Here is a 14,956-nt window from a genome sequence, read left to right as displayed (position 1 = left end):
AATTCTAAAAAGTAAGTTTAATACCAACATTATAAGCCCTAGCCAGTGGATAATTTCCATAATCCACACCCGGAGCAAGGTTATTACCTACACTGTAATCTACTTCTGGGTTGTAACCTTTATAGTCGGTAATGGTAAATGCGTTATCTACACTTGCATAAATGCGAATATTATTCACTTTTAAAGTATTGGCTAAAGATTTAGGGAAGCTATAACCCAAGGTGATATTCGTACATCTGAAATAAGATCCATCTTGAATATAGAAACTTGATAAACGTGTACTATTACTCTGCGTTCCTGCTCTCGATGCACGATAAACCAAACCTGAACCTGGATTTGCCTCATTACGGTAACGATCGGCAACATCTGCATACTGATTACCCGATCCTTCCATATTGTACAAATAATAATCCTGCCCGTCTAACACTTGGTTGCCATAAGAACCATTAAAGGAAGCTCTCAAATCGAACGTTTTATAAGATGTGTTTAACGCAAAACCATAAGTAAACTTAGCGTAAGGTGTACCGATCACGGTTTTATCCGCGTCGTTAACCACACCGTTTCCATCGGTATCCTGGAAATATAAATCGCCTACTTTTAGTGGATTTGTAGAGGCGGCTGAAGGAGCAACTTTTCCTAAATTATCTGCAGTAACTCTACCCAATACTTTAAATCCGTAAAACATCCCGATAGGCTGTCCTTCTTGTGTAATGTGGGTGATGTAAGAGCGCTCTGCACCTGCTGTAAATATGGTACTTGCTCCTCCCATATTTAATACTTTATTATGGTTTACAGCAATGTTTCCACTTACACCAAACGTGAAGTTTTCGTTTTGGATAATTCTTCCATCTATCTGAAGATCAAAACCCTTATTGCGAACCTTACTATCGGCAAGGTTGGTTAAAATTGATGATGCACCTGATACTGCCGAGATTGGCTGATTAAATAATAAGTTATAAGAATAACTCAAATAGTAGTTGGCCATAATGGATACCCGGTTTTTAAACAAACTGATATCTGTTCCGAAATTGTATTGAGATGTAGATTCCCAACCCAAGCCCTGATCTTGAATTGCGTTTGGCCAAATCGCTGTGGCAATTGCATTTCCAATAACAACACCTCCAGGTGCACTAAGTTCCTGAGCAGTTCTGTAATTCGGAATGTTGTTGTTTCCACTTAAGCCCCAGCTTGCTCTTATTTTAATTTTAGATTGTTCTCCTAAAAAGTTGTTATAAAAATCTTCATCAGATAAATTCCAGCCCGCCACTACCGAAGGGAAATTTCCATATTTATTTAGCGGACCAAATCTTGATGAACCATCGCGACGGAATGAACCTGTTAAGAAATATTTTCCGGCATAGTTGTAACTAAAACGACCGAAGTAAGAAAGTAAGGTATTTACAGATTTGCCTGTTCTTGTATTATCCAGAGTAAAAAATCCAGCATCAGCGCCTTTGTCTGTAATTTCTCCAATGTAATCGTTTTGGAAACCTGTAGCCGAAACCCGAATCTGATCGCTCGTTGTTTTCTGAGCAGAATAACCAGCCAAAACATCTAAACTATGCTTACCAAAAGTTTTGTTATAATTTAAAGTGAATTCGGCCAATTGATCTACCTGACTTAATGTTTGTGCAATTGCATTCGCTGCCGTTAAAGAAGCTGTAGAATATGGTGGATTATTACCATTGCTTAAACTGGTTGGTAAATAGTAATCGTACTTTTCGTTATAGGTTTGCGTACCTAAATTTGCCTTGAAAGATAAACCATCAATAATTTTATAAGTCGCGTTTGCGTTATACGAGCTTCTGCTTCCTTTTCTGGTAATTTTTAATTGTTCTACTGTTGCTAAAGGGTTCTCTGGATTTTGTACTCCGAAAGCAGACGAAATTGCGCCCATTCCAAATTGGATTGGATTTCCGTTTGCGTCTCTAGCGGGAAGGTAAGGCAGATAAATCAATGCAGACATCATCGGACTTAAATTGTAACGTCCTTCCTGTACTTCGGCATTTGTATTTTGAGTATAAGCAACGTTTGCGCCAACGTGTAAGCGTTCGCTCACATTACCATCTATATTGGCTCTAAAGTTGATTACTTTCTGGTTTGTATTGTCTACAATTCCATCGTTATCCTGATAGCCACCGCTTAGAAAGTATTTTATATCCTTATTTCCGCCAGAAAAGGAAAGATTATGACGCTGAAAGGCCGCGTTCCGATACAGTTCATCTTGCCAATCTGTATTATAGGTTGCTGGAATTGCTTGCTGTGTACTGAAATTATAAAGATCGGCCGGTATGCTTACACTGGCTCCATTTCCAACATTAGTAATCCGCGTAGCGTTGTTATCGCCAAACATAGAATCGTTCCAGGTTTTACCTGCATTTACCCATAAATCTTTGTAAGCATTATTACGCCCATCAATTAATAATTGAATAAATTGATTTGCATCTAAAAGTTTAACCTTTTTTGCCAGTTGGGAAATTCCACCCTGAACATCATATTCAAAACGACCTTGACCATCTTTACCGCGTTTTGTGGTAATTAAGACCACACCACCCGATGCTCTTGATCCATAAATAGCTGCTGATGCCGCATCTTTTAAAATGTCTATGGTTTCAATATCTTCAGGGTTAATAGATACATTATTTCCTGCCGGATAACCATCTATAACATATAATGGATCAGAACTTGCGTTGATTGAGCCTACTCCTCTTACTCTAATTTTAGTCCCAGAATAAGGTGCTCCACTTGTTTGCGAAACCTGTACACCCGCCACTTTACCAACCAATGCCTGGCCAACCGTTGCTGATGTTAAATTTAGTTCGCTTGCTTTAACGCTGCTAATGGCGCCAGTTACATCCGATTTTCTAATTTTCTGGTAACCAATTGCAACCACTTCGTTTAAAGTATTGCTGTTTTCTTTCAAGGTGATTTTCAATGTCTGGCGTCCGTTAACCGAAACTTCCTGACTATCGTATCCTATAAATGAAAAAACCAAAACAGCCCCATCTTCAACCGAGATTGAAAATTTACCGTTTCCATCTGTTACGGTAGCTTTTTTGGTTTTCTTTTCATAAACATTTACACCGGGCAATGGCTGCCCACTTTGATCTAGCACCGTTCCGTTTATAGTAACTATTGCTTTATTATTATCAATGGCGTAGTAGGAAGAAGAATTTTTCATTGCCATTAAAGAGGTATTACAAATTGCTATTAATCCTAATGGTAAAAGCAATTTCCTGCAGGTACTTCTCATACCTGCGGTTAAAAATGATGTCATATTTTTGTTCTTAGTAATCGTTTGAGAAATATGATTTGATTTTGTGTTTTTGAAAGGCATGTAGATTTCGGAATCACATAGGCTTAAATTATAATTATCGACAAGGTGTATTGAGTGTTTCTACTTTCGCCAAATGTAGGTGTGTACTTTTAACACTATGTATCTACAGTGTTAAGTCTGAAAGAATATCAAAGCCCTATTTTTAAGTCAACATTAATTATATGAACAAACCCTTGTTCTAGATTTGGATAATAACGAGGAAAAATAATGTGAACTTAATATTGGCTTAACTGAACTGCACTTAGTTTGCGATAATGTTATTTATACCCATTAATCGGATTGATTAATCGGCATTAAAATTCTTAATTATGAAATTATCTACCCCATTTTTTGTTTTCGGCTTTCTATTGATTATAACAAGTTCACACTCTATTTCTGGAAGAATAAGCAAGAATTTCACTCTAGATTCTTTGGGTGCATGTCAAGGAATTTCTCATCAAAATGATAAATTCTATTTGTATGGCGATAGAGAAGTTGGCGTAATGCGAGAATACATTTTAAATGAGGATTCACTAATTTATCAACACAAAGAGTATCGTTTTACAATTAAAAACAAAAATGTAATTAAACATCCAACCGGTTTAGCTTACCACAAAGGAATGCCGACTTTTATAGGAAATTCAGTAAGGCAAAATGCAGAGGGATCTTTGTGGAAGGCGATTATTTATAACATAAATTGGAAAGGCTTTTTAAAAACGAGAACCCTAGATGGTAATTTAATTAATACGATTGAAGATGATGCCTGTATTCAGGGTACGAGGCCAGAATACATACAATATAAAGGCAAATGGTTTGTGGCCACTGCAGATTACGGAAACAAAAATAACGAGGTAAGATTATACGACCCAAATGTTTTGGCGAGAGTGAATAAAACCAGCGATAAAAATGTACTTTTTAAAAAATTCACCTGTTCTCCATGGGTACAAAACTTACATTGGATTGCAAACCAAGGCATTCTCGTATTAATTCAAAACCAAATTGAAGGCAAAAAATGGAGGTTGACATTTCTTGATTTAGAAAAATCTTTGGAGACGGGACATGAGTCTACTCTAAAAATCGTAGACACTGATAAAGCCGACGAGCTGGAGGGATTTACCCTTACAGATGCTCAAGAAAAAGGGATTGCGGTAAGTTCATCTAGAAAGAGCAATGTTAGTATTATGAATTTCGAATGGGATAAGTAGCTTTTATACGCATTCAACTCTACTTAAACTAAGAATATATTAAAAAGATAAGCCTCGACATCCATCGAGGCTTACTTGTACAATAAGTAAACAATATAATATGATAACCAAATATTTACAGCTTAAAACTAGAGCTATAATGTTAATTGGGAATTAATCTTTGATTAAAGTTTAGTTTCGTTAAGCGTAGGATTTTGGCTCGCATTTACCTGAAAGGTTGAAATTTTATTATCCTCCCCAACTTCTACAATCCTGTAACCTTTATAAGCCGTACCCCAGTTCCCACCAATATGTGCATCAAAAAAATGCGGTAATTTATTGGTGTAAAAAACAGCATCCAAACTATGATCGTGGCCATGAAAAACGGCTTTAACATTAGGATAACTGTGGAGCAATTTAATGGTATCAGGACATTCTACAAAGGGACTTTCGGGCACCCAAAAATGTGGTGGGATATGTAAAATAACAAAAATGGTTTCTAGAGATTTAAATCTATCCAGCTCATTTTTTAAGAATACATTATCTGGGCAGATGTATTTTCCAGTGGTATCAGAAGTATTGGCCAGCACAAAGCCAATTCCGTTTTTTTGGAAAGAAAAATTATCCTCATACCCAAATACCGACTTCCAGATTTTCGCATCTGCATGATCGTGGTTTCCCGGAATTGCATAAAATGGAACTTTTAACCGATCGTAATATTCTTTCTTTACCTCCGATAATAGTTCAGGTCGATCATGAACCAAATCACCGTTTATAATTACAAAATCTAGCGGGTTTTTGTTGTGCGATTCATTTAACCAACGGACAATATTTTCATGATCTGTTTTAAAATCAGTTCCCGGTTGGCCATAATGCCCATCAGAAGCTATTGCGAAACGGAGCCTGGTTTTTGCGCTTGAGATTTTAGGTTCATGAAGATCTGTTGATGCAAAAGATGAAACCGCAGGGCTTAAGCTTGCCAGCACAACTCCAGCAACACTACTTTTTATAAAAAATCGTCTGTTTGACATGTAAAATTTTTAAAGCTTATTTAAATTCAATATTATAGAACCAATGTTATCAGTTGGTTAAATTTAAATAACTAATCCGCTACATTCAAACACAATAAATTTTATCAAAAAAAAAACCGCTGGCGAATTTACCAGCGGCGTTGTACTTGGGATGTGTAATTATTTGTTCGGGCTAGAAGACATGTAGAAGGTAAGTTTACCGCCATTTGTCAAATCCGAGTGTTTTATAAAAGGTGTGCTTAACGCTTTGCCGTTCAACAAAACTTTGCTTACATAAACATTTTTATCGCTTTGCTTAATCGCTTCAACTGTAAAGGTTTTTCCATTTTCTAAATTTAAAACCGCATTATTTACAGATGGACTGCCCAGTGCATAAACATCAGACCCTGGAGAAACTGGATAAAAACCTAGCGAAGAGAACATGTACCAGGCACTCATTTGTCCACAGTCATCATTTCCGCCCAATCCATCAGCCGTAGGCTTATATTGCATATTTAAAATATGACGGATTTGAGCCTGCGTTTTCCAAGGTTGATCGGTCCAGTTATATAAGTAAGCAATATGATGTGCAGGTTCATTTCCATGCACATAACCACCAATAATTCCTTCGCGGGTAATGTCTTCTGTATGTGCGAAAAATTCATCAGGCAAATGCATGGTAAACAAGGTATCTAAGCGTTTTGCAAATTTTGCTTTTCCGCCCATCATTTCAATTAACGCAGTGGGATCATGCGGAACAAAGAAGCTATAGTTCCAGCTATTTCCCTCAATAAAACCCTGTCCTTCCGTATCTTTTGAATCGAATGCTTTTTTAAAGGTTCCATCGGCTAATTTTGGGCGCATAAAACCGATTGATTTATCGTAGTTGTTTTTCCAGTTTCCAGAACGTTTGATAAATTCGTCATAAACATCCATTCTATTTAACTTTTTAGCCAATTGTGCAATCGCCCAGTCATCGTAAGAATATTCTAACGTATTCGAAACAGAAACACCACTTTTTTCAGCAGGAATATAACCCAAGTCCATATAATAACCGATTCCTTCATAATCGCGATGTTTTGCTGTTGCTACACAGGCATCTAAGGCTTTATTTGGATCGCCATTATAAGTGCCTTTAATAATTGCATCAGAAATTACAGAGACACTGTGATAACCGCTCATACACCAATTATCATTTGCATAATGAGACCAAATTGGCAACATGTGCAAACTGCTCTGGTCGTAGTGGGCCATCATAGATTTTACCATATCATTACTTCTGCTTGGTTGCATAATGTTGAAAAATGGATGCAAAGCCCTATAAGTATCCCAAAGCGAGAAAGTGGTGTAATTTGTAAAACCATCTGCCTTATGCACACCTTGATCTAAACCTTTATACTCGCCATTAACATCAGTATAAGTAGTCGGGTTGATAAATGCATGATAAAGTGCAGTGTAAAAATTGATTTTATTATTATTTGAGGATGTAATCTGAATTTTATTTAACTCTTTGTTCCATGTGGCCTGAGCCTGAGCTTTTACTTTTTCAAAATCCCATCCAGAAATCTCCGTACGCATATTTTGCAAGGCATTATCCTGACTTACCGGAGATAGCGCAAACTTGATCTTGATTTTTTCGCCTTCCTGAGTATCAAAATCAAAATACATCTTTAACTTTTTACCAGCAATTTCAGGGAAGTTTTGGTCTTGATTAAATTTGCCCCAAAACCCTCTGTAAGCTTGTTTGGCATCGTAGCTTTTTCTTCCGTAACTTTTAAATGGCTTAGAAAAACTCATGGCAAAATAAACAGTTCTGGTTCTGCCCCATCCATTGGTTTGGCGATAACCTGTTAATAAGGTATCATTTACCACACGAACATATGTCCAAACTGTTTTTTCATCATAGTTATAAATTCCGGCCATCAAATCTAAAATGATATGTGATTGATCTGATTTCTGAAAAGTATATTGGTGCATCCCTACCCTAGTTGTTGAGGTTAGCTCGGCCGTTATGTTATCGTCATCTAACTTCACTTTATAATAGCCAGCTTCTGCAACTTCATTGGCATGAGAAAATGCAGAACGATAACCGCCTTTAGGATTTGATGCCGTTCCTGGATTTAACTGAAGTTTGCCTTGCGTTGGCATAATCAAAAAATCGCCTAAATCTGAATGCCCTGTACCACTGAAGTGAGTATGACTAAAACCAGTTATGGTTTTATCCTCGTATTTGTAACCAGCGCAATACTTGTAAACGTCGCCGTTATATTTGCCACCAACTTCATAAGATAAAGTATCGGTTTCGGGGCTCAACTGCACTGCACCAAAGGGAACAGTTGCACCGGGATAAGTATGTCCCATTTTTTCGGTTCCGATAATGGGTTTAACATACTGCACCAAATTCTGCTGTGCTGATGCTGCAAGAGCCGAAAGCAAAAGACAAGGCAGGATAATTTTTTTAATCATATCAATTTAAAATTTAGCTTATTTTTTGAAAATTCTAAGGTATTAATTTTTGCGTAAATCTGCGAAAAATGTCAAACTAAAACGTTTAATCAACATAAAAAATACAATCAGCTTTTTACAAGTTACTGACTTCCTTTAAATAATTTCAATTAAATAAACCTTATTTTTGCAACCAATAGTTTTAAAATGAGTAAACACGGTAGAATTCTGGTAGCCATGAGTGGCGGGGTTGATAGTTCTGTAGCAGCGGTAATGTTGCATGAGCAAGGTTATGAGGTTATTGGATTAACCATGAAGACCTGGGATTATGCAACTTCTGGTGGAAGCAGCAAAGAAACCGGCTGCTGCTCGTTAGATAGCATTAACGATGCCCGTACCCTTGCGGTAAATTATGGTTTCCCACATTATATATTAGATATCCGTGATGAGTTTGGCGATTATGTGATCGACAACTTTGTTGACGAATATTTAGCCGGAAGAACACCTAATCCTTGTGTTTTATGCAATACCCACATTAAATGGGAAGCCTTGTTAAAACGTGCAAATAAACTAGATTGCGAATTTATCGCAACTGGGCACTACGCCAATATTCGCCAGCAAGACAGTGGCCGTTATGTAATTTCTAAAGGTAAAGACGAAAACAAAGATCAATCGTATGTACTTTGGGGCGTTTCACAGGAAAATCTTTCGCGTACCAAATTTCCTTTGGGAAGTTTTGCCAAATCTGAAATCAGACAAATGGCTTTAGATATGGGACAAGAAGAACTTGCAAAGAAATCTGAGAGTTACGAAATCTGTTTTGTTCCCGATAATGATTACAGAGCCTTCTTAAAACACAAAGTGGAAGATTTGGAAGACAGAGTGGCTGGTGGAAATTTCATTTTAAGTAATGGAATGGTTGTTGGGCAACATAAGGGCTATCCATTTTATACTATTGGTCAACGTAAAGGCTTAGGTATCGCTTTTGGAGAACCCATGTTTGTTACGCAGATTTTACCTGAAAGCAATACCGTTGTTTTAGGCAAAGCCGATGAATTGGAACGCAGAGAAGCAATGGTTAGAAACATCAATCTTGTAAAATATGCAAGCATAGAAGAACCAATGAATGATGTGATCACTAAAATTCGTTATAAAGATGCTGGTATGTTAAGTACAATTGTTCAAGAAAAAGATAGAATGCGTGTGGTTTTCGATCACAATGTTTCAGCAATTGCGCCTGGTCAATCTGCCGTTTTCTATGAAGGAAACGATTTGCTTGGTGGTGGTTTCTTAGTTTAATCATTAGAAAAATATAATTGAAATCCCAATCAGCTAATCTGGTTGGGATTTTTTTATTTGGTAAATTTTGAGAGATCGATTGGTTCGTAGAGAAACGAACCATGGCGTTGGGAGTATAATATTCTCAAGCCGTGGTACGCGTCCTCACGTTCCACTGTAATTTAATAAGTTAAGCGTTTTCAAACGCGATTAGAGAATTCAAAATATTGAATGGTTCGTGTGGACACGAGCCTTGGCATTTGACATTTTCAAAAAACCAATCAAGCCGTGGTACGTGTCCTCGTGTAACACAAAAGCTAACAACATTTTCAAAAAACCTATAAATATTCCCAATACCTCTATAATCTTTAAATTTTATTTACTTTTGGTTTACATCATCCCTGTAATTTTTATTTTAAAACTTTAAAAAATCAATTATATGGAAACCTCTAAATTTTCAAAATTTACAGCCGAATTTCTCGGCACCTTAGTATTAGTCTTAATGGGTTGTGGAAGCGCCGTAATAGCTGGTGCAAATGGAACTACTGGCGTGGGCTTATTGGGAATATCTTTTGCTTTTGGCTTATCTGTTATTGCAATGGCTTATGCAATCGGCCATATTTCTGGTTGCCATATTAATCCAGCTATTTCTATCGGTATGGTTGTAGCAGGAAGAATGAAGATTACCGAAGCATTATATTATATAGTAGCTCAAATTTTAGGTGCAATTGCAGGCGCATGTATTTTACTTCATATTGCATCAGGAAAGCCCGAATATTCTTTAGCGGTAAACGGTTTGGGGCAAAATGGTTTTGATGCTTTATCTCTTCAGCATTATAGTTTACATGCTGGCTTTTTAGCAGAAATTGTACTAACGTTTATCTTTCTATTGGTAATTTTTGGTGCTACTTCTACCAAAAATATTAATGGCGGTTTTGCTGGCCTGGCCATTGGATTAAGTTTAGTGCTAATTCATATTGTTGGAATTCCTGTAACGGGCGTTTCGGTTAATCCAGCGCGTAGTATTGGTCCCGCTTTAATTGTAGGTGGAGAAGCACTTAGCCAATTGTGGTTGTTTATTGTTGCGCCAGTTATCGGCGCCATATTAAGTGCAATAGTTTGGAGATTTGTACTGGAAAGAAACTGATTTTAAAACAAAAAGGTAAAATGGATAGTGGATTTACAGTCCACTATCCATTTTACCTTTCAAATATAAAGCGAGATGAAATATCTTATTTTATCTCACATTTTTAATTCATTATAAATTTTTTACAATCGCCTCATCCAAAGGTTTTGTTTTAGAACGGAAGCGGTGAACCAATTCTCCTTTTTCATTAATTAAGAATTTTTCGAAGTTCCATTTAATATCACCTTGCTCTTCTGTATTGGTTTGCGTGGTTAAATACTTAAATAAAGGACTTATATCATCACCTTTCACACTGCTTTTCTCAGCCAATAAAAAAGTAACGTTATATTTTCCGGTACAAAATTCTTTTATTTCGGTATTGGTAGAGAATTCTTGTCCGCCAAAATTACCTTCCGGGAAACCAATTAAAACTACTTTTTTACCATATTGCTTATGTAGCTTCTCCAAATCTTCGTACTGTGGCGTAAAACCACATTTTGAAGCCGTGTTAACAATCAGGATTTTTTTGCCTTTAAATTTTGATAGTTTTACTTCTTTGCCATCAATGGTTTTGAAGCTGAAATCGTAAACGTTTTTTGGAGGTGTACTTACCAAAAAGTTCAATAGGATGAGGATGGTGTTTATCATTGCTGTTTTATTTTATATACGAATATATGGAGAAATAGTTTTTAGATCGGTAATGAAGTTGTAAATAAAATGAGAAGCAACATTAAATGCTCATTTTATTTCGTACACAGGTAAATTAAACCTTGGAGACAATCTACTGTCGTATACCTAACCAAACCACTATTGTTATGAAAATTAAACTTTTACTGTTACTTGTAACGTTATCGTTTTTAGCCTGTAAAAAAAAGATCGATGAACCAACTCCAGCGAGTTCTGAACAGATGTATTATCCACCAAATAATGCTATAGATTGGGAAACCAAATCAGTTGCCAGTTTAGGATGGAAGCAAACTGCGATAGATGACTTAAAGAAATTTCTCGTAGAGAAAAATTCAAAATCGTTTATGATTCTTGTAAACGGGAGAATTGTTTTAGAAGAGTATTTTAACGGCCATTCGCAAAGCACCAGCTGGCAATGGAATAGTGCAGGCAAAACCTTAGTTGCAACAACAACAGGCTTAGCCCAACAGGAAGGTCTGTTAAATATAAATACGGCCGCAAATCAATATTTAGGAACTGGCTGGACAAGCGAACCCTTGACAAAAGAAAATTTAATTTCGGTGAGACATTTACTAACCATGACATCGGGATTGGATGAAAGCAGCGATCTTGTAATAAAATCTAAATTAACTTATGTAGCTGATGCAGGAACACGCTGGGCTTATGCTAACGTTTTCCAAAAATTAATGGATGTGGTTTCATCAGCGAGCAAACAAACTTTCGAAAGTTATTTTGATAACAAATTGAAAAACAAAATAGGAATGGATGGTTTTTGGGATGATGGAATTATTTTCAAAATTTACAACAGCAATACCAGGAGCATGGCAAGATTCGGTTTATTTGCTCTAAACAATGGAAAATGGAATAAAGAGCAAATCATAAGCGAATCTTTTTTTTCTGAAAGTATAAAAACCTCACAAAACATAAATCCATCTTATGGTTATTTATGGTGGCTTAATGGTAAAAGCAGTTATATGATACCAGGTAGTCAAAATGTGTTTCAGGGGAATTTAATTCCCAGCGCTCCAAGTGATATGTATGCTGCTATGGGCGCATCAGATCAACGGATCTATGTAATCCCTAGCAAGAATATGGTGATTGTAAGAATGGGAAATGCATCCGATCCAGCGAACCCTTCTTTTGCAGTTTCAGGCTTTGATGAAAGCCTTTGGCAGAAAATAAATGCGGTGATAAATTAAGTAATAATTTTAAGGCTTTTCATTTTTTTGAACTCTGATTTTTATAAAATTTAATAAAAAATTTGTATTAAATAGTGTTCAAGTTTGGATTTATACTTTAATTATAGCTTTATTTGCACAAAAACGTATTTCATGGCCAAAAATTTATTAATCGTCGAATCACCAGCTAAAGCAAAAACTATAGAAGGCTATCTAGGTAAAGACTTTCTTGTGAAATCTAGCTATGGCCATATTCGGGATTTAGTTAAAGGCGATATGGCGATTGATATAAAAAATAACTTCGCCCAAACATACGAGGTGCCTGCCGATAAGAAAAGCATGGTAGCCGAACTCAAAAAATTAGCTAAGGAAGCCGAAATGGTGTGGCTAGCATCCGATGAAGACCGTGAGGGAGAAGCAATTTCATGGCATTTATTCGAAACTTTGGGCCTAAAAGTAGAGAAAACAAAAAGAATCGTTTTCCATGAAATCACCAAGCCAGCCATATTAAAAGCCATTGAAAGTCCGCGAGGAATAGATTATAATTTAGTAAATGCACAACAGGCTCGCCGTGTGTTAGATCGATTGGTAGGTTTTGAACTTTCACCGGTTTTATGGAAAAAAGTTAAACCATCGCTTTCTGCAGGCCGCGTTCAATCTGTTGCTGTACGCTTAATAGTAGATAGAGAAAGAGAAGTTCAAAATTTCAATGCTGCTGCAGCTTACAAAATAACCGCTCAATTTACCAAAGGTAAGGGAAAAGAAATGGTAAAGGCAGAATTGCCACAACGTTTCGAAAGCGATGCAGATGCTGAAAAGTTCCTTCAAGATTGTGCAAACGCAAACTTTGATATTACAAGTTTAGAAACCAAACCTGCAAAACGCAATCCTGCCGCACCCTTTACCACATCCACCTTACAACAAGAAGCATCTCGAAAACTAGGCTTTCCCGTAGCCAGAACCATGCAGGTTGCACAAAGACTTTACGAAGCTGGTAAGATTACCTACATGAGAACGGATTCGGTAAACTTATCCGAAACGGCCCTAAATGCAGCTGCCGCAGAAATAAAATCTGCTTATGGCAATCAATATCATCAGCAAAGGGTTTATAGAACAAAAGCGGCAGGTGCGCAAGAAGCTCACGAAGCCATCCGTCCTACTTACTTTGATAGACATACTGTAGATGGCGATATTTCTGAGAAACGTTTGTACGATTTGATCTGGAAACGTTCTATTGCATCTCAAATGAGCGAGGCATTGTTTGAAAAGACTACTGCTCAAATTACAGCATCGACCAGAAAGGAGCATTTAATTGCTGAAGGCGAAGTTTTAAAATTTGATGGTTTCTTAAAAGTATATTTAGAATCTACTGATGAGGATGAAAGTGAGGAAAAAGAAGGTGGTTCAATTTTACCTCCATTAGCAAAAGGACAAGAACTATTTTTAAAAGAAATGCAGGCAACGGAACGTTATTCCCGTCCGCCGGCAAGATATACCGAAGCCAGTTTAGTTAAGAAATTAGAAGAATTAGGCATTGGCCGACCATCAACTTATGCCCCAACAATTTCTACGGTTCAAAATCGAGGTTATGTAGTTAAGGAAGACAGGGACGGAAAGCAACGGAAATTTACGGCGATTGTTTTAGCTAACGGCAAAGTAAACAAGGAAACTAAATCTGAAATTACGGGTGCAGAGAAACAGAAACTTTTCCCAACAGATATTGGTGAAGTAGTAAACGATTTTCTGGTAGAACATTTTAAGGGAATTGTAGATTTTAACTTTACTGCCAAAGTGGAGAAAGAATTTGATGAGATTGCGCAAGGCTTACAAGAGTGGACAAAAATGTTGCATTCGTTTTATAATCCTTTTCATACCGAAGTAGAAACAACTTTGGAAACCGCAGAACGCGCAACAGGCGAGCGATTACTTGGTTTAGACCCCGCCAGTGGCAAAAACGTGTATACCAAAGTTGGAAAGTTTGGCCCATTGGTTCAAATCGGAGAACTAGACGAAGAGGAAAAACCGCGATATGCGAGTTTAATGCGCAATCAATCTGTAGCAACAATTACATTGGATGATGCATTGGAATTGTTCAAACTACCTTTCCAACTCCCTGATTTTGAAGGCAAAGAGGTAATGATTGGGGTTGGCCGTTTCGGTCCTTATGTTAAATGGGGAGAAGCTTTTATCTCGCTACCAAAAAACGAAGAACCATTAGCCGTTACTTATGAAAGAGCCGTTGAAATCATCAAGCAGAAAATGGATGATGATGCGCCTATTGCACACTATCAAGGATTAGGCGTTACAAAAGGAAAAGGTCGTTTCGGGCCGTTTATAAAATGGAACGATTTGTTTATCAATATCCCAGCAAAAGGATATGATTTTGACAACTTATCGCAAGAAGATATTGAAACCCTTATCGGGAAGAAAGTAGAAAAAGAAGCCAATCGCTTTATAAAAACCTGGGATGAAGAAAAAATCTCTATCGAAAATGGAAGATGGGGACCATTTATCCGTTTCGGAAAATTAATGCTTAAGCTTAGATATAACGAAGCTACAAAACAAAAGTACACACCAGAAGAATTGGTAGATGTGGATTTGGAGGTAATTAAAAAAATGATAGTTGAGCAAGTGCCTAAAGCATTTGAAACAAAGAAAAAAGCTCCAGCGAAGAAAAAAGCTCCAGCCAAAAAAGCAGTGGCGAAGAAAAAATAACGAGGAACAAAGAATAA

General features: G+C 36.9%; 9 protein-coding genes. 5 read left to right on the top strand and 4 right to left on the bottom strand.

All coding sequences use genetic code 11. The features are described from left to right. Window positions 1-4 precede the first annotated feature (4 nt). The gene (locus tag DF947_RS00450; protein WP_205940718.1) at window positions 5-3,277 is read right to left on the bottom strand and encodes a SusC/RagA family TonB-linked outer membrane protein; all 3,273 of its coding nucleotides are present in this window, start codon (window positions 3,275-3,277) and stop codon (window positions 5-7) included. 368 nt (window positions 3,278-3,645) lie between these two features. Here DF947_RS00450 and DF947_RS00445 point away from each other — a divergent pair, with 368 nt between their 5' ends. Next, window positions 3,646-4,521, top strand: coding sequence for a hypothetical protein (locus DF947_RS00445; RefSeq protein WP_109927733.1), 876 nt, complete (start codon window positions 3,646-3,648; stop codon window positions 4,519-4,521). Window positions 4,522-4,685: 164 nt separating this feature from the next. Here DF947_RS00445 and DF947_RS00440 read toward each other — a convergent pair whose 3' ends face one another. Both DF947_RS00440 and DF947_RS00435 read right to left on the bottom strand, forming a co-directional pair. Next, window positions 4,686-5,531, bottom strand: a complete 846-nt coding sequence (locus DF947_RS00440) for a metallophosphoesterase family protein (RefSeq protein ID WP_109927732.1) — start codon at window positions 5,529-5,531, stop codon at window positions 4,686-4,688. A 159-nt stretch (window positions 5,532-5,690) separates the two neighbouring features. Continuing rightward, on the bottom strand, window positions 5,691-7,976 hold the full coding sequence (locus DF947_RS00435; protein WP_109927731.1) for a GH92 family glycosyl hydrolase: 2,286 nt from the start codon (window positions 7,974-7,976) through the stop codon (window positions 5,691-5,693). Window positions 7,977-8,162: 186 nt separating this feature from the next. Here DF947_RS00435 and mnmA point away from each other — a divergent pair, with 186 nt between their 5' ends. Together mnmA and aqpZ are read left to right on the top strand one after the other, a co-directional pair. After that, entirely contained in the window at window positions 8,163-9,254 is a 1,092-nt protein-coding gene (gene mnmA / locus DF947_RS00430) for a tRNA 2-thiouridine(34) synthase MnmA (protein WP_109927730.1), read from the top strand. A gap of 418 nt (window positions 9,255-9,672) precedes the next feature. Beyond that, entirely contained in the window at window positions 9,673-10,380 is a 708-nt protein-coding gene (aqpZ, locus tag DF947_RS00425; protein WP_109927729.1) for an aquaporin Z, read from the top strand. A 111-nt stretch (window positions 10,381-10,491) separates the two neighbouring features. On the opposite strand, the gene DF947_RS00420 is transcribed toward aqpZ, so the two are convergent. Beyond that, window positions 10,492-11,007, bottom strand: a complete 516-nt coding sequence (locus DF947_RS00420; protein ID WP_109927728.1) for a glutathione peroxidase — start codon at window positions 11,005-11,007, stop codon at window positions 10,492-10,494. Between the two features lie 167 nt (window positions 11,008-11,174). On the opposite strand from DF947_RS00420, the gene DF947_RS00415 reads away from it, so the two are divergent. Further along, window positions 11,175-12,245 carry a serine hydrolase domain-containing protein gene (locus DF947_RS00415; RefSeq protein ID WP_109927727.1) on the top strand — a complete coding sequence of 357 codons (1,071 nt, stop codon included), beginning with the start codon at window positions 11,175-11,177 and terminating at the stop codon, window positions 12,243-12,245. 132 nt (window positions 12,246-12,377) lie between these two features. Continuing rightward, a complete protein-coding gene (gene topA, locus DF947_RS00410) occupies window positions 12,378-14,939 on the top strand; it encodes a type I DNA topoisomerase (RefSeq protein ID WP_109927726.1) in 2,562 nt (853 codons plus the stop codon). Window positions 14,940-14,956 lie beyond the last annotated feature (17 nt).

The sequence above is a fragment of the Pedobacter paludis genome, from assembly GCF_003173575.1.
Classification (GTDB): Bacteria; Bacteroidota; Bacteroidia; order Sphingobacteriales; family Sphingobacteriaceae; genus Pedobacter; species Pedobacter paludis.
This window is presented reverse-complemented; position numbering and strand designations above follow the sequence as displayed.